The sequence below is a fragment of the Botrimarina mediterranea genome (assembly GCF_007753265.1).
Lineage (GTDB): Bacteria > Planctomycetota > Planctomycetia > Pirellulales > Lacipirellulaceae > Botrimarina > Botrimarina mediterranea.
In genome coordinates this window covers 1,543,055-1,562,300 of record NZ_CP036349.1, presented here as the reverse complement: position 1 = coordinate 1,562,300, position 19,246 = coordinate 1,543,055, and the positions used below count along the sequence as shown (strand labels likewise).

Sequence of the window (19,246 nt, the reverse complement as noted above, 5' to 3'; positions counted from 1 at the left end):
GAGCGGAACGTCGTGCAGACGGTGAGTCGCGTCGTGCCGACGCGGAGCTACTCAGCCGAGCCCAGCACTTTAACCCAGCACCTTGGCCCGCGCGTAGGACCCCAGCACCCGAAGCTGCAAGCATTTCTTCCCCAGCGACGCCACCGCCCGCCTGACGCGGAGGTCGGCCTGGTGCCCCATCAGCTCGACAAAGAAGAGATATCGCCCCCCGGAGAGGTCCTGGGTGCGGCTCCCGGGGATGGGGAAGGACTCGATCCAAGTCAGGTTGAGCTTCTGCCTTTTGAAGATCGCCATCCCGTCGGCCAGGGCGCCCGGCTCGTGGGCCAGCTCGAACATCAGGGCCGTTTTGTCGTCGCCCGTCTTGGGGGCCCCGGTCGGATACGTGTTCACCGGGCCGATGACGGCGAACCGGGTGACGTTGTCCTTCTGGTCCTCGATATGGCGGGCAAGCGGCTCGAGGCCGTGGCGGCGGCCCGCTTGTTCGCTGGCAATCGCCGCGACGCTCGGGTCCTCGGCCGCCAGCCGGGCCGCGTCGCTGGTGCTGGCGTAGGGGACCGCTTCGACCCCCGGCAGGTGCTCGGCCAACCAGTGGCTGCACTGGGCCAACGCCTGCGGCTTGCTCACGACGCGGCGGATCGCCGACCGCGGGCCCTGCCCCAGCAGGCAATGGTGGATCCGCATCGGGGCCTCGCCGCAGATATGCACCATCGAGCTGGCGAACGCCTCCAGCGTGTCGGTCACCCGGCCGTGGGTCGAGTTCTCCAGCGGCACGACGCCCAGCTCGCAGGAGCCCTCGGAGACCTCTTGGAACACTGCGTGGATCGTCGCCACGGGGACGAGGTCCGCCGCCTCGCCGAAACGCTCGATCGCTGTCAGGTGGCTGTAGGAGTCCTCGGGGCCGAGGTAGGCGATCCGCCGCAGGCCGATGGCGGCCCGGCTGGCGGCGACCACTTCGCGGAAGACGGCCCGCATCGCGTCGTCGGAAACCGTCCCCTTCCCCGCCGCGACGGTCGTGGCGGCGATGTCGGCGGGAGCGTTCTTCAGCTGGGCGTGCTGCGCCACCAGCCGCGCCACCAGCTCCGTGCGTTCGGCCACGGCGTCGGCGATCTGCCGATCTAGCACCCGAATCCGCGTACGCAGCGCCTTGGCGCCGCCGGTAGGGGTCGTTTTCGGGGCGGCTTTCTTGGCCATCGCGGGAGCACCTAACGGATTACAGCATCGGGACTTGTGTCGGAAATCGTCGGGCCCAACTGCCACTTTGACACTCTACCACAACCCCACAGCCGGGGGCGGCAGCCCCCGGGTCCCAAAATGGCAGCCGCCATCAGGACGGATGGGGTGGCGGTACGCGTCGTAACTCTTGCTCCCGCATTGGCTTATGTCAAGCGGCCGCGGAGGGGCCATGCTGGCACGGACTTTGCGTTTCCCGCAGGTGGCCCCTCTTAGCAGAGGTACAGCCAGAGGTTCACCCGCGGCTAGCGCCGACGGCTCATTTTGACGCAAGCGTCATCCAACGTGAGCCGTCGGCGCTAGCCGCGGGTGGCCCCACGAGTTGCTGCCCCCAAAAACCAACGAACCCAATCGCTGCGGACCCTTCCGTGGGACCCCCCTATTAGGGACCCCCTCCCAAGGAAACAGCCGCAGATCAATAGGACCGGAAAGGAGCCATCTATGGCCGCTGGAGAAAAGATCATCGGCATCGACCTCGGCACCACCAACTCGGTGGTCGCTGTGATGGAAGGTGGCGAGTCGAAAGTCATCGCGAACGCCGAAGGCAACCGCACCACCCCGTCGGTCGTCGCCTTCACCGACAAGGGCGAGACCCTCGTCGGCGAGCCCGCCCGCCGTCAGGCCGTCACCAACCCCAAGCGCACGGTCTACTCGATCAAGCGCTTCATGGGCCGTCGCCACGACGAGGTCGAGAGCGAAGAGAAGATGGTTCCCTACGAGATCGTCGGGGGCGCCAAGGACTACGTGAAGGTGAAGGCCGGCTCGGAAGAGATGACCCCGCCGGAGGTCTCCGCCAAGATCCTCCGCAAGCTCAAGGAAGCGGCCGAGTCGTACCTGGGGCACAAGGTCAACAAGGCGGTCGTCACCGTCCCGGCCTACTTCAACGACGCCCAGCGTCAGGCCACCAAGGACGCCGGCGAGATCGCGGGCCTCGAGGTCGCGCGGATCATCAACGAGCCCACCGCGGCGGCGATCGCCTACGGCCTCGACAAGAAGGGCCAGGAGACGATCTGCGTCTTCGACCTCGGCGGCGGCACGTTCGACGTGTCGATCCTCGAAGTCGCCGACGGCGTCTTCCGCGTCATCAGCACCAACGGCGACACCCACCTCGGTGGCGATGACTTCGACGAGATGCTGATCAACCACGTCGCCGACCAGTTCCAGAAGGAACAGGGCATCGACCTCCGCAAGGACACGATGGCCCTGCAGCGCCTGCAAGAGGCTTGCGAGAAGGCGAAGAAGGAACTCTCCAGCGCCCAATCGACCGACCTCAACCTGCCGTTCATCACGGCCGACGCGTCGGGCCCGAAGCACTTGCAGATGACGATCACCCGGGTCGACTTCGAGAAGCTCGTCGATGACCTGGTGGAGCGTTGCCGCGGCCCAGTGATGAAGGCGCTCGATGACGCCAAGCTCGACCCGTCGAAGATCGACGAAGTCGTCCTCGTCGGCGGTTCGACGCGCATCCCCAAGGTGCGCGAGCTCGTCAAGCAGATCTTCAAGAAGGACCCGCACCAAGGCGTCAACCCGGACGAAGTCGTCGCCGTCGGCGCCGCGATCCAGGGCGGCGTCCTGGCGGGCGATGTCACCGACGTGCTGCTGCTCGACGTCACGCCGCTGTCGCTTGGCATCGAGACCCTCGGCGGCGTCATGACGAAGCTCGTGGAACGCAACACGACGATCCCCGCCGAGCGGAAGCAGGTCTTCAGCACGGCCGACGACAACCAGACCGCCGTCACGGTCCGGGTCTTCCAGGGCGAGCGCGAGATGTGCGCCGACAACCGCATGCTCGGCCAGTTCAACCTCGAGGGCGTCCCGCCGGCGCCGCGCGGCGTGCCGCAGATCGAGGTCAAGTTCGACATCGACGCCAACGGCATCCTCAGCGTCGCGGCCAAGGACCTCGGCACCGGCAAGGAGCAGACCGTCACGATCGAGCAGTCGTCGGGCCTCTCCGACGAAGAGATCGAGCGGATGAAGAAGGACGGCGAAGCGCACGCCGCCGAGGACAAGAAGAAGCGCGAGCTGGTCGAGGCCCGCAACTCGGGCGAAGCCCTCGCCTACTCGGTCGAGAAGACTCTCAAGGAGCAAGGCGACAAGGTCAAGGACACCGATCGCGCGCCGATCGAGGCGGCGATCGCCAAGGTCCGCGAAGCGGCGAAGACCGACGACCTGTCCGCGATCAAGAGTGCGACCGACGCCTTGCAACAAGCTTCGCACGCCATGAGCGAAGCGATGTACAAGGCGGCCGCCGGCGGCGCAGCCGGCGCGACAGCCGCGGCCGACGCGACGCCCGCCGCAGAGGACGATGCGATTGATGCGGAGTTCGAGGTGAAGGAGAGCTGAGAGTTAGCCGCGGATGGTCGCGGATAAACGGAGATAGATTGCGTAGCGCGATAGCCGGGGGCGGAAACGCCTCCGGCTATTATTGTCCTTAAACTAATTAGCCATTCCGAGCCTGCTGCTTCAACGATGGAAGACGAACTCCGGTACAGCGGCGTATGGCATTTCAATGCGGATACTCTGCACAGCCTTGACGATTCGTTGCAGAAGATTGCAGACGAAATGTCGCTTGCGGAGAGGGATGATGCAGAGGCTGAGGTAATCGAGACATTTCGTAAACAAGGAGTCGAAGTTCCTACTGGCGAATTACTTGAACAAAAGAAGAGTGAAAAGATTGAGGAGTGGCAGGCATACAGTAGTCGGCGCTTTGCCAAGAGCGTGTCGATTTCATTCACAGACGACTCCACGCTCGCCTTCAACTGTTTCGGCGAAGCCATGTCTGATGTGGAAGTCTCCTCTCGTACTCCGGAGAGCTTTCATGTCAAACTCTCACGAGGCCAAAGATCTTTTCAATTTCGTTTACACTCCTGGGGAAGTAAGCTAGACGATGCCGTGATCGAAGCGGGCCCTGGCTCGTTACCCACGGCCCGTGCATTTAGGGACATGTGCCGAAAGAGCTTAAACTCTTCCAGAGTCAATGCGTGGAGGGTGTGGCTTCGCAAAACTCATCCGCTGGCACCTTTACTCGTACTTTCAACTGTTTTTGTCTGCGCTTTCTGGAACGAATACGTCAGAAACAGCCCCACAAGAGCTGCCGCGGAACGAAACGTCGCTGATATCGAAAAACTTGTCGAAGGGGGAATCGACTCCGCAGAGGAGTTCAAAGCGATTGAACTGCTGCTTCGGCGGGAAGCAGGCGTTTATGATTTAGTCGATGTTCCAAAACCGAAAGACTGGCAGTTGATTTACCCTCTAATCGCCGCAGCATGCGCAGTCACCTTGGCCTATTGCCTCGTTGCGATGACTCCAAAAACGACAATTGCAATTGGAAAAGGTGAAGCCGAACTGGAGCATAACGAACAAGTATTTAGCATTGCTAAATGGATTGCCATCACCGTTGTGGGCACTGGAATTGTCCTCCCCTTGGCGAGGCAGTTGATATTCATGTAACTCTCGGAAAGTGGCTTGAGTCGAAGGTCGGGTGCCATGCTCACACCCGATAGGGGATGAGCATGTGAAGTGGAGAAAACTGTCGATCGTGATTCACATGCCCATCCGCTGCGCGGGTGGGCATGGCGCCCGGCCCCGTATTCGACAGCCCCGGAGGGGCGGCAGCAACTCACCACGCTACGCTGCTGTCGCCCCTCCGGGGCTTTCGTGAATTACAATCTCGCTTCCAGGGGCTCGCGCCCCTGGCTACGCGCTTTCGCCCCTCCGGGGCTTTCGGCTCGCGGCGTTCGCCTGCGTGACAGCTTTACACGCACTGCGTTTGCTCGCAGCTCTACCTTTAATCACATCGCCGAGTTGAGAGCTTCTTGAGATGCCATCGACGTTCAGCAGCTTGTCGTACCACCTCGTGTTCAGCACGAAGCTAAGGCAACCGCTGTTGACGGTTGAGATTCGACCGCGCGTTTACGAGTACATCGGTGGCCTCATCCGAGCCGAGGGCGGTTCGCTCACCCAGATAGGTGGCGTCGAGGATCACGTCCATCTGCTGCTCAAGCTCAAACCGACGCACACCGTCGCCGACTTCGTGCGGGTGCTCAAAGCGAACAGCTCGAAGTGGATCAACGACGAAGGGCGCCTCGACGGCCGCTTCGCATGGCAGGAAGGCTACAGCGTGTTCACCGTGAGCCAATCACAGGTCGAAACGGTGCGGCAGTATCTCCAGCGGCAAGAAGCCCACCACGCCACTCGGTCGCTTGCCGACGAGTTGCAGCAGCTCTGCGAGCGACACGACGTTGATTTTGATCCAAGGTCGCTTGAGTAGCGCCGTCCTCTGAATCACGGACCCGGCGCGGCTGCACGGCTCGGACGTTTCGGCAGGACTCGGTGAGTTCGGTGGATTGGAGCCCCTGGACATCCGCTCAGACGCGACAGAAGGGCCCTAGCAGGCTCTCTTTGCCCCGTCTCGGCGTCTTTGCCGACCCGGCTTGCGGACGCGGCAGAGGGCCCTCTACGGGGCTCACAGAGGGTCTCTCTGGAACCCCTTGATTGCTAGGCCTTGATTGCTAGGGGAGTTACTGGGGCATTGGGGACGCTACGTGGCGATGCCGGCATGGCGGTAAAGACAAACGACAACGGGCGATCGATCTTTCGATCGACCGCCCGTGGCGTTCTTGTTGGCGCCCCCCCTAACCCCACTACATCGTCGAGGTCGGCTGGGCCGGGTTGAGGGCGATCGGCCCGCTGGTCGGCGCCGGAGCGGAGCGCGGCGTCGGGGCGACCGTCAGGTTGGCCAGCTGGCCGGTGTAGGCGTCGACGAGTGTCAGCGGCGCCAGGCCCTCGGGCGAGACAGCCGACTGCACCAGGGCGGCGCCGTGCTCGTTCGACTCGGCTTGCGACAGGTTGACCGCGCCGGCCACCAGCAGCACGTCGCCGACCTTGAGGCCGTGCGATTGGGCCGGTCCGCCCGGCGCCAGCGACGCGACCCGCAGGCCGACGCCGAAGGGAGACTGGACCCGCTCGCAAGCCATTCCGAAGTACCAGGCGGGGGCCGGCTGGCAGTGGCAAACGCCTTGGCAGTGGCACGTCGGCGGCGGAGTCACGACCACCGGCGGCGGGCAGACGACGGGCGGCTTGTGGCAGACGACGGGCGGGTGCACGACGGGGGGCTTCGGCGGGTGAACAACAATCGGGGGCTTCGGGCAAACGACCGGCGGCCGAACCACTGGCGGCTTGGGCGGGTGGATCACGATCGGGGGCTTAGGCCGAACGATCGGGGGCTTGGGCGGGTGGATGCCGATCGGCGGACGCGGCTTGATGACGGGTGGCTTGACGCGGATGTTGCCGTGGCCCGGCAGGCTGATTTTGACGCCGCCGCCGCGGACCTGGACGCCCGGCTTGTTGCCGCCTCCGATCTGGACGCCGCCAAAGTTGACGCCGAAGGGCTTGCCGGCTTCGGCGGCCGCGGTGAAGGCGAGGATCGTTGCGACGGCGGCGGACAGGAGCGGGCGGTTCATGACAGGGCTCGTTGAACTAGAAGTGAGGGTGGCGCCATTCCGTGGCAGGTGGTTTCCGCCTCCCCCTCTAGCGACCTACATGCCAGCACAACGACCAGACTGGCAGCCGCGACCTAAGTGCTATCGCCGTAGCCACTTAGAGAATACGCAATTGATCGGATGCCCGAAGACGCCGCGACGAAATGAAGTCACAACGACATCACACCCTGGCAGTTCGATGTCAAATCGACACCACCAAGACGCTGGTCGGCGACCACAGAAAACCCGGCCTGCTGCCGCGCCCGCGTCGCTGCACGCTGACTAGGCCGACACGTCGAGATTCGCGCCTTTGCCTTCCGCCGCTCCGCGGGGCGCGGCGGCGTCGAGCAGGGCGAGGGCGGCGTCGCCGGCGGCGCGGTGGGCGCCCTGCATCTTGGCGGCGACGGCGTAGGCGATCTTCGTCTGCGTCGCGGCCTCTTTGGCCGCCAAGACGCTCTCGATCGCCGCGTCGGAACTCATGTGGCTGATGCTGCTCATACGACGTGAGTATCGGCCGCGGAGACGGGACGGCTCGGGTCGAGTTGCTCGGCGACGTCTCGGTTGCCCGTGACGGGGCCAACGCAGGTCGCCCAGGCGTTACAACCGGACGCGACGGCACGACGAATCGATTCCGGCGACGACGCTACAGCGCGAGTTCGTTCCCATCGTTGCGCGCGGCGTAGTTCGCCCATACCGTCGGCTCGACGTCGAAGCTCATCAGATGCACCGACGCGTCGCAGCGCACGGTCACGAGGCCCGCCGAATGAGCGCCGCCGAAGTTTTGCAGGTAGTGCTTGCCCTTCTTGTCGGACTGCGGATTGCGGCGGTCGTACTCGGTGTCGCGGCGTGGCGGGAGGCTGCTGCTCGCGGCGCGGACATTGTCGTAGTCGAACCCGACGTACATCGAGCCGTTGTCGCCGGGGTTGTCGTGGGGGACGCCGTTGGTTTGGTTGTCGTGATCGGAGTCGATCGACGCGACGTCGTAGTAGATCGTGTGGACCCATTTCTCGGCGGCGAGCATCGTCTTGGACGCGCCGTCGGTGAGCTGCGCGACGCGCGCGCCGGAGTGGTCGCCGACGACGCCATTCCAATATTCGCGGAGCCACTTGTCGTTGCTCACCCAGCGGCAATTGGGGAAGAGGCCCGAGCACTGCGAGCCCTCGAAGGGCGTGTGTATCCACGGGCCCTTGTTCCTACCGCCGACGGCCATGCGGTTGCCGGCGTTGGCGGCGTAGTCGGTCTTCGCGGCGACGCTTGGTGGTGAGAAGTTGAGGCCCTCTTGGTCGAACGCGGGGTACGCCGTCGCGACGCGGCGACTGGGGCAGTTCATCGTCGGCATCGGCACAGCGGCGAGCAAGGCAAGCGCGTCGCGCAGCGGAATCATCCCCGTGACGCCGACGCCGGGGAGCGTCTGAGGACCCGTCTCCAAGTAGGGCGCGATCTGATAAACCCAACCGCCGGGCTGACGGGCGCCGAAGCCGACGTTGGGGTCGCCGATCCAAGCCGCGTTCCAACCGCCGGTCGGATAGACGCCGTGCGTCGATTCGTAGTTGAGCGCCGCGATGCCGATCTGGCGGAGGTGGTTCTTGCACTGCGTGAGCCGAGCCGCCTCGCGCGCCGCCTGGACGGCCGGCAGCAAGAGCGCGACGAGAACGCCGATGATCGCGATCACCACGAGGAGTTCGACCAGCGTGAAGCCAGCCGTGCGACCGGTGGGTCGGACGTGCCAATGCATACAGGGCGGTCGGGTCTCGATGCGTGAGGAGAGCGCCACCAACGGCGCGACACGTTCACGCTACCGGTTTTGGCTCAAGCGACGCTAGCGCGAAGAGGCCTTGAAGCCAGACACGGGGGAATGCTCGTTGGGGGACCGGGCTCGCGGGAAAGTGTACGTTTGTTCTTAGAATTGGCCGCGCGAAGTGGTAGAATGCGAGCCTAATCGATTCCAATCGATCGACATCCTCCCTTGCGTCTTGCCGCCCCTTTGCCATGCCCCCGATTCGACAACTACTGACGTTCGCTCTGCTGACTGTGGTCGCTATGGCGACGGCGCAAAACCCCATCGCCGAGGGCTGGTACGCCGACCCCGAGGCAGCGGTCTTTGATGGCGCGTATTGGGTCTTCCCGACCACGTCGGCGGCGTACGACGACCAGCTGCACTTCGACGCGTTCAGCTCGCCGGACCTGGCCAACTGGACGAAGCACGAGCGTGTGCTGACGTCGCAGGACATCGCTTGGGCCAGGCGGGCGATGTGGGCGCCGTGTTGTGTGGAGAACGACGGGCGTTACTTCCTGTTCTTCGCCGCGAACGACCTGCAGCGCCCCGGCGGGCCGCTCTATGACGCGGGCGACAAGGCGAGCCTCGCCGGTGGCATCGGCGTCGCGGTGGCCGACAACCCCGCGGGGCCGTACGAGGATTACCTCGGCAAGCCGCTGGTGGGCGAGTTCCACCACGACGCGCAGCCGATCGACCAGTGCGTTTTTCGTGATGACGATGGCACGCATTACTTCTTCTACGGCGGGTGGGGCCACTGCAACGTCGGCCGGCTTAACGACGACTTCACGGGCTTCCTTCCCTTTGAAGACGGCGAGCTCTTTCACGAAGTGACGCCGAAGGGCTATGTCGAGGGGCCGCTGATGTTCAAACGGGAGGGTCGCCCGCGGAGCGAGGTCTTGGCGGCAGCCGAGCCGAGCCCGCCGAAGTATTACTTCATGTGGTCCGAAGGGGGCTGGGGAAATTCGTCGTACCGCGTCGCCTATGCGATCGCCGACTCGCCGCTGGGGCCGTTCGAGCGGATCGGCACGATTCTCGAATCGGACCCCGACGTGGCGACCGGCGCCGGCCACCATTCGGTCGTGCAGTCACCCACCAGCGGCCAGTGGTACATCGTCTACCACCGCCGCCCGATCCCCAACGAAGGCCGAGACCACCGCGTGACCTGCATTGATAAGCTGGAGTTCAACGACGACGGGACGATCAAGCCGGTCAAGATGACGTTTGAGGGAGTGAAACCCGACCCGGCAGAGTGAGAAACAAAAATTGTGGGAGGGGTCTCCAGACCCCGATTACGGTATCCACTCCCAAACGGCATGGTGCGCGTAATCGGGGTCTGGAGACCCCTCCCACAGAACGATTTTTCGCAACCCCTGCGCCATCGATTGCGTACACCAAGAGGCCTCCGCCGCGCCCAAATCCTTCCCACTTCCAACTTCCGACATCCTACTTCGTCCCATGCCTTTCCGTTTCGACAAGCTGACCATCAAAGCCGGTGAGGCGGTGCAGCACGCGCAGGAGCTCGCCGCCGAAGCGGGGAACCCGCAGGTCGAACCGATGCACCTGCTCGCCGCGCTCTTGGCCGAGAGCGAGGGCGTGGTGCGCCCCGTGCTGGAGAAGACCGGCGCCAATGTCGGGCAGCTCGAACAGATTGTGCGCGCCGAGTTGGGGCACTACCCGAAGAGCAGCGGCGGCGCCCAACCGCAGGCTTCTCGTGAATTGATGAAGGTGCTCGAAACGGCCCAGGCCGAGGCCGGGACGATGAAGGATGATTACACGTCCACCGAGCACCTGCTGCTGGCGCTGGCGAAGACGCCGGGCAAGGCGAAGGACACGCTGAAGCTCAACGCGATCGAAGAAGACGATCTGCTGCAGGCGCTGCGGCAGGTACGCGGCAGCTCACGCGTCACCGACCAGTCGCCCGAGGGGAAGTTCCAGGCGCTCGAAAAGTACGGCATCGACCTCGTCGAGCGCGCCGAGCAGGGCAAGCTCGATCCGGTGATCGGCCGCGACGCCGAGATCCGCCGGGTCATCCAGGTGTTGTCGCGGCGGCGGAAGAACAACCCGGTGCTGATCGGCGAGCCCGGCGTCGGTAAGACGGCGATCGCCGAGGGCCTCGCCCTGCGCATCGTGCACGGCGACGTGCCGGTGAGCCTCAAGAACAAACGCGTCATCGCTCTCGACATGGGCGCGCTGGTGGCTGGAACCAAGTTCCGCGGCGATTTTGAGGAGCGGCTCAAGGCGGTGCTCAAGGAGATCGAGGACGCCGCGGGGAGCGTCATCCTGTTCATTGACGAGCTGCACACCGTCATCGGCGCCGGGGCGGCCGAGGGGGGCGCCGACGCGGCGAATCTCTTGAAGCCGGCCCTCGCGCGCGGCGACCTGCGTTGTATCGGCGCGACGACGCTCGACGAGTACCGCAAGCACATCGAGAAAGACGCCGCCCTGGAGCGGCGGTTTCAGCCGGTGTTCGTTGGCGAGCCGAGCGTCGAAGACACACTGGCGATCCTGCGCGGCCTCAAGCCGCGTTACGAGGCGCACCACAAGGGCGTGAAGGTGAAGGACTCGGCCCTCGTGGCGGCGGCGGAGCTGTCGAGCCGTTACATCGCCGATCGGCAACTGCCCGACAAGGCGATCGACCTGGTGGATGAGGCGATGAGCCGGCTGGCGATGGAGCTCGAAAGCGTCCCCGCCGAGATCGACGAGCGGCAGCGGCGCCTCGTGCAGCTGGAGCTCGCCGCGCGGCAACTCGCCGACGAAACCGAAGAGCATGCCAAGCAGCGGCTCGCCGACATCAACAAAGAAATGGAGTCGGTGCGCCGCGAGTTGGCGTCACTCAACGAACAGTGGGAGGGCGAGAAGATCGGCGTCGGCTCGACAGCCGACGTGCGGCAGCGTCTCGAGACCGTCAAGCACGACCTGGAGCGGCAAGCGACGACGATCAAAGAATCGCAAGCCGCGGGCCAGCCGGTCGCGGAGTCGGCCTATCAAAAGCTGTATGAACTCGATGTCGAGCGTAAGAAGCTCGAAGAGCAAGTCGCCGCCGCCGACGCGGCGCCAACGAGCGCGAAGCCGGACGAGCGCCGCAAGCTGCTGCGCCAAGAGGTTGGCCCCGACGAGATCGCCGAGGTGGTCAGCGCGTGGACAGGCGTGCCGGTGACGCGGATGCTCGAGACGGAGCGCGCGAAGCTGCTGGTGCTCGAAGAGCGGTTGCACCAACGCGTCATCGGCCAGGACGAAGCCGTCGAGGCCGTCTCGAACGCCGTGCGTCGCAGCCGCAGCGGCCTGCAGGACCCGAACCGCCCGATCGGCAGCTTCTTGTTCTGCGGCCCTACGGGCGTCGGCAAGACCGAGCTCTGCAAGGCGCTCGCCGAGACGCTGTTCGACAGCGACCAGGCGATGGTGCGCCTCGACATGAGCGAGTTCATGGAGAAGCACACCGTGAGCCGGCTGATCGGCGCCCCTCCGGGATACGTCGGCTACGAAGAGGGTGGCAAGCTCACCGAGGCGGTCCACCGCCGGCCGTACGCGGTCGTGCTGCTCGACGAGATCGAGAAAGCGCACCGCGACGTGTTCAACGTGCTGCTGCAAGTGCTCGACGACGGGCGTTTGACGGATAGCCACGGCCGCACGGTCGACTTCACGAACACGATCATCGTGATGACGTCGAACATTGGCAGCCAGTACATCCAGCAGATCGCCCAAGAGGGCGGCACGCCGGACGAGATGCGCGAAGGGGTCGAGCAGGCCCTCGCCGGGCATTTCTTGCCGGAGTTCCTGAACCGCATCGACGAGGTGATCGTCTTCCACCCGCTGAAGCGCGAGGAAGTCCGCCGCATCGTCGATCTGCAAGTGACAGCGCTGGCGAAGCTGCTGGAGCGCAATGGTTTGGGCCTCGTCGTGACGGACGCGGCCCGCCAAGAGGTCGCCAACCGCGGCTATGACCCGGCCTACGGCGCCCGGCCGCTGAAGCGGGTCATCCAGCAGCAGTTGCAGAACCCACTGGCGTCGGCCCTGCTACGCGGGGAGCACGCCGAGGGGGCGACGGTGACGATTGACTTTGTAGACGGGGAGTTCGCGTTTGGGATTGAGTGAGGGGGGCGGAATCAGGTGGTGAGCGGGCGTTGCAATTAGTCCCCGGTCATTGACCGGGGGCTAAATAAGGGTGGGGGCCCCATCTTGCCGCGAACGTGCCCCCTCGATTATCCTTTCCGGGCTACGGTTCCCCCGATCCACGACCCCCTACAACGACCAATCCCTATGGCAGGCAGCGAGCGTCAGCGCGAGCTCCGGCGGCGCCGGAAGCGTAAGGAAAACCTCACCGCGATGAAGGCGAAGCTCGCCAAGGCGACGCCCAGCGAGAAGCTGGAAATGGCCCGCAAGCTGCGGCTGATGACCACGGGCAGCGAAGAGCTGATCTCCCGCTGGGGTCTGATCGAGCGGTGATGCGGGCTGGTGGCCCGCGGCTGTCAGCTATCGGCTGTCGGCTGTCGGCTAACGAAAAGCCGACGGCCGATAGCCGACAGCCAACAGCCCTTTTCCACTCCGGTCGGGTGGCAGAGCGGTTGAATGCACCGGTCTTGAAATTGCGACGGAACGCGGGGAATATGCGTTTTCCCCCGTGTTTTTGATGCTTCGGGGACCGCTAGACCATGCTAGCCCGGCTGACCGGGTGTCGTGGTGTCGTCAATTTTTCGGGCTTTTCTTTTGCCCGCTGCGTACTGGCGTCGTCGCTCGCGAGCCTCTGGGGTCTCGCCAACCCAGCGATAGACCGTCTTAGACGAGAGCCCCAGAATCCCAGCGGCTTCCTGCTGGGTCGCTCCAATGCTCAGCAGGAATGCTGCGGCTTCTTTCTTCTCGTCATTCGTCATCTTCGTTGCGAGCGTCAACGATCGCAGACGCTAGGCGAGGTGCGACTTCGTCAACGATCTGATTTTTCATATCTGGCGCAAGCCGATTGAGCGCATCAGCGAGAATGATGATGATTTGCTGACCTAGTTTGGCGATCGCCGTTTTGTTCAGCACTTGGTTTCGGAGAATGTCCAATTCTGCCAAACGTCGTTCGAGCTTTATCAGCGTTGATAGCCCGGTCTCTACAGCCTTCAGCGCGACGCCTGGATTGTCGGCATTGGCTTCAACCGTGCTTTGCACAAGCGTTCGCAACAACGCGATATCGGCTGCCATGTCGTGAAGCGCTTCGTGGTCGCCCTTGTAGCGTTCGTAGGTTTCCCGCATGGCGGGGTTCGATAACTCATAACTCATTTTGATTTCCTTATAAAGAAAGAATCCCGCATGCCAGGATTTCTGGCATGCGGGACATGATTAGTGGCGTCGTTTACCTTGTTTCTTCGGCGCATCGCCGACCGTCAGCACTTTCTTGATGATGCCCATATTCAGGTTGTAGGGGGTCAAATCAATCTGCACTTCGTCACCGGGGACTGGCTTTTGGCTACGCTTGCGGGCGTGTCCGCCACGATGGCAACGGACTAAGTGACCGTTTTCAAGTTGGACTTCGTAAGCGTTCGCGTTGAAGACTGTCACTACCCTACCGGTGACGGTTAGCATTCCTTCTTTCATCGCGATTCCCGCGACTCAAGAAACTTGGCATTGATGGCGTCTTCGGTATCGAACGAAAACTTGCCAGCCCCTTCGCGCTTCAGCACGATTTGCTTCGCGTCGGCGAGACGCATAAGTTTGCCGTTGGTCATGCCCAACTTTGCAGCGATAGAATCGAGTGTGTAAACCATTTTGGATTTCCTGTTTGTGGAAAAGGTGAAAGAAAAGGAACCGCTACCGTGGGTAATCGGTAGCGGTCCCAAAAGTTGCACGGATGCGACGACGTGCAACAAAACGGCGCGTAATCACTCCAAAGACCGCGCCGAAGATTGATGGGGTCGCCCGGGTGACCGTGGACGACCCCGCGACGGCAAGCCGCCGCATTGGCGAGCGGGGAACGACACCCGCCGCCTCATATAAACCCACGCGCGCTGTCTTTAGTGCGCCACCGCGCGCGTGGGAACGACCCCGGAGCATTGCTTCTACGGTGTCGTTTTGATTCGCTTACTTTCTGCCGAACAGATTGTCGAGTTTGCCCGACGCCCTCGCTTCCATATATTGCGAGTCAGTCATCCGCGCGACGCCACTAGCGCCTGCCGCCAGCGGATCGCTGCCCCGTGGTGGGCTCGTTGTGCCCCCTACGCCACGGGCGATCGTTGGCGCGAACAAGTTAGGGCTGCTCTCTCGCAACGCTTCAACGGCTGCCGATAGATCGGCTGTCGGCACGTCTGCAAGCATCGCGCCGACAATCTCAGACGACGTAGCACCGGAAGCCGCAACGGCACGCGCTAACGCGACTTCCCGCACGTTCGATTCGTACGCTGTGCGGTAGTGGTCCGCTTCTTTGCTAGTGGCAGCAATTCTCGCTTCAACTTCGGCTCTGGCGTCGAACGGCTCGGCTAGTTTGGCTTCAAGCGTGGCTTGCTCGGTCGATAGCGCTTCGATTGCTGCGATTTCCGATTGATGCTGCTCTGCTAACGCGTCGTGTTCTGCTTGCAGCGATGCAATTTTCTTGGTGGTGCTGGCGTTTCGCCTCTGGCAAATATCGTGAATTTCGTCCTGCGTTAGGCTGACAATCTCATTCGGCATGGCTCACCTCCGCAACGTCGGCTGGGATCGGCTCTAGTCCGTTGCTGTATGCGTCAAGGTCGGCTGCTTGTTGCCGCAGTTCGTCTTGTCGCATGGCGACAGCCGTCTTTCGCTCGGCTGCTAGTTGCTTCTCGCCATCTAGGACGCTCGCCATCATGCCGAAACCGGTCTCTGCGTCGCCGTTCCGCAACTGCCGTAGAGTCAATTCGACGCGCACCAGTCGGCTTGGATCGTGCGCGTCGTGGTGGATCAAATGGTCTTTGAGACGCTCCATTTGATTTATGGCATCGCTAACCTTTGGTGGTGCTGCCTCTGGCTCTGGCTGTTGCTCACGGTCTCTGATTTCTTTCGCGAACATCGCCAATCGCGCGGCTGGCGTAGCGGGTAGTTTCTTTTGCCCGCGAGCGTCCAAATCAGAAATCAACCCATCGAGACGATGGGCGTCGGCTGCAATCTTGGGAACGACGGGAGTATTGCGGAGCATGTTGACCGCGTTGCGATCGCCGCCGCGCTGACGAACCAACGCTTCAAGGTCGGAAATTCTCCCGACGCGCGCGACCTCTGCGATTTGCACTCTGACGCCAGCCGCCTTGGCGTTCATTGTTTGAAGAACGGCGGCTTCGTTGGTTGGATCAAAAGTGACGGTCTCGCTCAACAGCGCGTGGCGCGCTGTCTTTGATCCGTCTGGATTGGAAGAGATTTTTATCATCTTGGTATCCTTGTTGGTTGTTTTCTTAGTTGTTTGAAAAGAAGCGACGCCCCCGATCACGTTTACATGTGGGGGCGCCGCTCTGAGCCGATCCGGCTTGCATTCCGCATTGCGAGACGTGGCACACTTCCCGCGCCGCGTACGGATCAGTCGTTACGGTTCACGACAAGAGCGTCGCGTAGAAGAAGTGACGCCCTAGATATGGCGTCGGCGATGACAATTTGCGCTGCTGCCGTCAGCACCGCGTCGTTTGTCGTGTGCGGGGCGTCAATCGTGACGCGCCGCACTTGCTCGATTGCTTCGGCAAGTCGAGAAGGTTCGGCGGATAGAACACGCCGAATCAGTTTTTCATCATGCAATTGGGGTTCCTTTTCATATCGGTTTGAGCGCCCATACCTTGACGCCTCCGCTTGTGGCGACTGCCACAAACTTGCGTCCGTCAATGGGTCTCTCTTGGAATCTGTTCATAAGTTTGCCGAGTCTTAGTGCTCGACCTTCGTAAGGGACGGTTTCCAGGGCGTCTTTGAGCAAGGGGAACTGTGTAGCTAGCTCGATCGCCTTCGAGACCTTCAAGCCAACGCTCTCTGGGTCGGCTTCGTTCCATCCTGCCGCCAATAACTTCAACTGCGCGGCTTCGGGGTCGCTCTCTTGCAGGCATTCCCGAGCTAGATACGGGTCCGCCCAACCGGCGTAGACAACGGCATTACGGACAAGGTCGCTCCAATTTTGGAACGACCCATAAGCGGGCAACCCTTGATCGGGGCGACCCGCTTTGCAATACGATTGAAGGATCGTCAGCACTGCGCTAATAAGTTGCTCGCGATTATCCAAGGCAAACTGGCGAAGGTCACCTTCGTTGAAGTCGTTCCGCTCTTGGGGTCTTTCGACGGTCGATAGCAAACGCACCGGCTGGGTGCGTCGAAGCATTTCGGAAGTAAGTTGAATATTGTTGCCCGTGGCAATCGGTGTCCACAGAATCGGCGCTTGAATCATTTCGGACTTGCCTAGAATCCGGTCTTGCCATGTCGTGCCGGTCAGTGCTGCATCAAGCGACGCGCTTTGCAACGTCTCGCCAGACGCCACGTTGTCGATCAGAACGACTTGCGATCCTTCGGCAACGATCGCGGTAATCGTCTTTCGCCACTCGGCATCGGAATCGGGCGCTGCCTTCGTGAGAACGTCGCGCCCTGAGAAGGTGAGAGAAACCAGATTGGCGAGCAACGTCTTACCGCTGCCCGCCATGTTCGCCTGTATCAGGAAAATCGGCGTCGGACCTTGGAAAGCATGCCGGGCGAACGGGGTGAGCAGCGCCGCGACGTATCCGGCTTTGTCGTTCTCCGATGCAAACGGAAAATCCGCGATCAAGTAATCAATCGCTTCCTTGGCTCCTTCCAGCGTCATCGGCTCTAGGTCATACTGCCTTGTGAGGAAAAGCCCGCTTGATGCGTCGAATCCTTTCTGGTCCAGAATCTCGCCACCCGGCAAAAGGACCGGGGATTCTACCAACGCTTGAAGCCGTGGCACCTTCCACCGGTAGCGTGCTGCTACCATCCTCACAATCTTATCAGGGATGAACGATTCGACGGTGCGAAAGGGGTCTTTCTTCGTTGGCTTCGGTGCGGTGTAGGTCGCTTGCTTGCTCAGCAATTCGCAAAGAGCAGCATCGCTCAGTATCTGGATATGCGGTCCCTGCTCACCAATCGCAATGCGACTTAGCGCGTTGCCATGCTGGTAGGTATTTGCTGCGCCGCGTAGTGAACGCGTCGCCTTATCTACCACGTCACATTCCGGCGGACGAATAAGAATTGTCGGCTTGGGCAAAGGCTCCTTGCCGACATCTATTTCTGCTGGTTGGTAGTACAGCCAGTAGAATTGCTGCGTGTCGATTGGCTCGGCGTTGCAGTCGTCTGCTGTCAGAGCCGCGCTGTAATGTGCGTAGGCTTCTTCCCGGGTGAGCCCATGCCGCGCCAGCACTTCGCAGAGTAGGCGCATGTAATCTCGGCTATTTTTTTCAATGCGAAAACATTCCGCGAGAATGTCGGTTTCGACATCCTCCATAAGTTCAAAGTGGTCGATCATGTTGTGTCCTTGGTGTCCTTGTGTCCCTAGAAGTTAGAAAAGCCCCACAGCCGGTGAAGGACGGCACCGGCTGCGGGGGTAGCCTCACGCAACGTCAGAGGATTGACGCGGGGGCTGTTGTTGTCTGTTTTCTTTCGGCACCCGACGATCAATGTCGGGATGCGCGTAGTAGCGTTGCTCCATCGCGTCCAACCGCTTTTGCACTTGCCATTCAGTGATACCTAGTTGCTCTGCAACGTCGGCAACATGGATTGGCTTTATCTCTTCGCAAGCGTGAATGATTAGGTCCGCGTCGCCCATCCTGGCGCGAATGATTGCCTTATCAAGTTCATCGGCGCAGATAGATTCCTCCAAGAAAACTATCGTCTCTTCCGCTTCGATTAACTTCTCAGTGCCGGTACGCTTTGCGTACCAAGTACGTTCTCCCTCCGTCCAATTCTCAGTCAGCGGCGCATATACGTCGTTGATACATTCAAAGTTGAATTGCGGTAACTCTTCCCCTCGCTCTACCCACTCGCGGCGCGTACTCGCCGGCATATGAATAGCCTTGTGGTGCTCTTGCCAATAATCTTCGATGGCATCCTTGATCGCCTTGCGGACGTACTTAACAGGCTTGCTAAGTCGGTGAATGTCCGGCTTGCCCCTGTCGTCGAGAGCAAGCAAAGGAATCAATGCCTTCGCGCCCGCCCCAAGTAGATCGTTGCGCCAGTCGGCACAATAACTATCGCCCTTGTAATAAGCGGCGAGTCTGTCGGCGACGCAAGCCGCCACGATACCTAGGTATCCCTCAACCTTGGGCTTGTACGCTTTGCCCTTTTCGCCAGAGTTGGCGGTTTTAGATAAGTCCGTTGCTTTCTTCATTGACGTTTCTCATTGTCTGCTGGTCTCCCTGAGTGTGAATGGACATAAAATCCCTTAATATAGAATACCACGGATTCACTCGCAAATCCAGTTAATTCTGTGTAAATTGTGTAAATACACCTTGCGGGGAGGTTCGGGGGAGGTTAATGACGTCTTGAGGGGGGTGAGGGGGGTTGGCTTTCATCCAAAAACACAACCCACCTAAACAAACACTCGGCAATTGCAGACCCAAGGGGGGTCAGTAGGGTAAGTAGGGTAGTTTCACTCATTTCCATATAGGAATGATTTATGTAGACATACAAAATATTTCTATCAGTCCTTAAGGTAAAAGCACCCTGCTTACCCTACTGACCCCCCTTGAGCCTGGAAAAGACGGCGTTTTTGTAGGTGGGATGCGTTTTTCGCACCCACCTCACCCCCCCTCACCCCCCTCAAAACTGACCGAACCTCCCCCGAACCTCCCCGGGT

Annotated in this window: 19 protein-coding genes; 6 read left to right on the top strand and 13 right to left on the bottom strand. The window is 61.7% G+C overall.

The annotated features are described in order from the left end of the window. Positions 1–69: 69 nt before the first annotated feature. The gene (gene pheA, locus Spa11_RS06195; RefSeq protein ID WP_145109463.1) at positions 70–1,191 is read right to left on the bottom strand and encodes a prephenate dehydratase; all 1,122 of its coding nucleotides are present in this window, start codon (positions 1,189–1,191) and stop codon (positions 70–72) included. Between the two features lie 453 nt (positions 1,192–1,644). On the opposite strand from pheA, the gene dnaK reads away from it, so the two are divergent. The 3 genes from dnaK to tnpA all read left to right on the top strand — a co-directional run bounded on the left by dnaK (position 1,645) and on the right by tnpA (position 5,500). Then, the gene (dnaK, locus tag Spa11_RS06190; RefSeq protein WP_261342292.1) at positions 1,645–3,573 is read left to right on the top strand and encodes a molecular chaperone DnaK; all 1,929 of its coding nucleotides are present in this window, start codon (positions 1,645–1,647) and stop codon (positions 3,571–3,573) included. Positions 3,574–3,699: 126 nt separating this feature from the next. After that, entirely contained in the window at positions 3,700–4,680 is a 981-nt protein-coding gene (locus Spa11_RS06185) for a hypothetical protein (protein WP_145109458.1), read from the top strand. Between the two features lie 370 nt (positions 4,681–5,050). Further along, entirely contained in the window at positions 5,051–5,500 is a 450-nt protein-coding gene (gene tnpA, locus Spa11_RS06180; RefSeq protein WP_145109456.1) for an IS200/IS605 family transposase, read from the top strand. A 373-nt stretch (positions 5,501–5,873) separates the two neighbouring features. Here tnpA and Spa11_RS06175 read toward each other — a convergent pair whose 3' ends face one another. The 3 genes from Spa11_RS06175 to Spa11_RS06165 form a co-directional block, all read right to left on the bottom strand. Next, on the bottom strand, positions 5,874–6,692 hold the full coding sequence (locus Spa11_RS06175; protein WP_145109454.1) for a PDZ domain-containing protein: 819 nt from the start codon (positions 6,690–6,692) through the stop codon (positions 5,874–5,876). Between the two features lie 300 nt (positions 6,693–6,992). Then, complete coding sequence (locus Spa11_RS06170; RefSeq protein ID WP_145109452.1) at positions 6,993–7,208, bottom strand: hypothetical protein; 216 nt, start codon at positions 7,206–7,208, stop codon at positions 6,993–6,995. Between the two features lie 145 nt (positions 7,209–7,353). Further along, a complete protein-coding gene (locus tag Spa11_RS06165) occupies positions 7,354–8,445 on the bottom strand; it encodes a DUF1559 family PulG-like putative transporter (protein WP_145109449.1) in 1,092 nt (363 codons plus the stop codon). A 254-nt stretch (positions 8,446–8,699) separates the two neighbouring features. Between Spa11_RS06165 and Spa11_RS06160 the strand changes: the two genes are divergently transcribed. The 3 genes from Spa11_RS06160 (at position 8,700) to Spa11_RS06150 (ending at position 12,930) form a co-directional block, all read left to right on the top strand. Next, positions 8,700–9,740, top strand: a complete 1,041-nt coding sequence (locus Spa11_RS06160; RefSeq protein ID WP_145109446.1) for a glycoside hydrolase family 43 protein — start codon at positions 8,700–8,702, stop codon at positions 9,738–9,740. Between the two features lie 202 nt (positions 9,741–9,942). Next, positions 9,943–12,579 (top strand): ATP-dependent chaperone ClpB, encoded by a 2,637-nt coding sequence (gene clpB, locus Spa11_RS06155; protein WP_145109443.1) that lies wholly within the window; start codon positions 9,943–9,945, stop codon positions 12,577–12,579. Positions 12,580–12,744: 165 nt separating this feature from the next. Continuing rightward, positions 12,745–12,930: a DUF6800 family protein gene (locus Spa11_RS06150; protein WP_145109440.1), complete on the top strand. Its 186-nt coding sequence runs from the start codon at positions 12,745–12,747 to the stop codon at positions 12,928–12,930. Between the two features lie 209 nt (positions 12,931–13,139). Here Spa11_RS06150 and Spa11_RS06145 read toward each other — a convergent pair whose 3' ends face one another. The 9 genes from Spa11_RS06145 to Spa11_RS06110 form a co-directional block, all read right to left on the bottom strand. Then, positions 13,140–13,355, bottom strand: coding sequence for a helix-turn-helix domain-containing protein (locus Spa11_RS06145; RefSeq protein WP_145109437.1), 216 nt, complete (start codon positions 13,353–13,355; stop codon positions 13,140–13,142). Then, positions 13,345–13,746: a hypothetical protein gene (locus tag Spa11_RS06140; RefSeq protein WP_145109434.1), complete on the bottom strand. Its 402-nt coding sequence runs from the start codon at positions 13,744–13,746 to the stop codon at positions 13,345–13,347. The genes Spa11_RS06145 and Spa11_RS06140 overlap by 11 nt, the downstream gene beginning before the upstream one ends. Positions 13,747–13,806: 60 nt before the next feature. Continuing rightward, positions 13,807–14,061, bottom strand: coding sequence for a S1 domain-containing protein (gene infA, locus Spa11_RS06135; RefSeq protein ID WP_145109431.1), 255 nt, complete (start codon positions 14,059–14,061; stop codon positions 13,807–13,809). Then, on the bottom strand, positions 14,058–14,231 hold the full coding sequence (locus Spa11_RS22810; protein WP_197529782.1) for a hypothetical protein: 174 nt from the start codon (positions 14,229–14,231) through the stop codon (positions 14,058–14,060). Before Spa11_RS22810 ends, infA begins: the two co-directional genes overlap by 4 nt. Positions 14,232–14,544: 313 nt before the next feature. Next, positions 14,545–15,129 carry a hypothetical protein gene (locus Spa11_RS06130; RefSeq protein WP_145109428.1) on the bottom strand — a complete coding sequence of 195 codons (585 nt, stop codon included), beginning with the start codon at positions 15,127–15,129 and terminating at the stop codon, positions 14,545–14,547. Next, a complete protein-coding gene (locus Spa11_RS06125) occupies positions 15,119–15,838 on the bottom strand; it encodes a hypothetical protein (RefSeq protein WP_145109425.1) in 720 nt (239 codons plus the stop codon). The genes Spa11_RS06130 and Spa11_RS06125 overlap by 11 nt, the downstream gene beginning before the upstream one ends. A gap of 146 nt (positions 15,839–15,984) precedes the next feature. Further along, positions 15,985–16,197 carry a hypothetical protein gene (locus Spa11_RS06120; protein ID WP_145109422.1) on the bottom strand — a complete coding sequence of 71 codons (213 nt, stop codon included), beginning with the start codon at positions 16,195–16,197 and terminating at the stop codon, positions 15,985–15,987. Positions 16,198–16,210: 13 nt separating this feature from the next. Continuing rightward, positions 16,211–17,917 carry a hypothetical protein gene (locus Spa11_RS06115; protein WP_145109419.1) on the bottom strand — a complete coding sequence of 569 codons (1,707 nt, stop codon included), beginning with the start codon at positions 17,915–17,917 and terminating at the stop codon, positions 16,211–16,213. A gap of 84 nt (positions 17,918–18,001) precedes the next feature. After that, positions 18,002–18,778, bottom strand: coding sequence for an AsnC family protein (locus Spa11_RS06110; protein WP_145109415.1), 777 nt, complete (start codon positions 18,776–18,778; stop codon positions 18,002–18,004). Positions 18,779–19,246 lie beyond the last annotated feature (468 nt).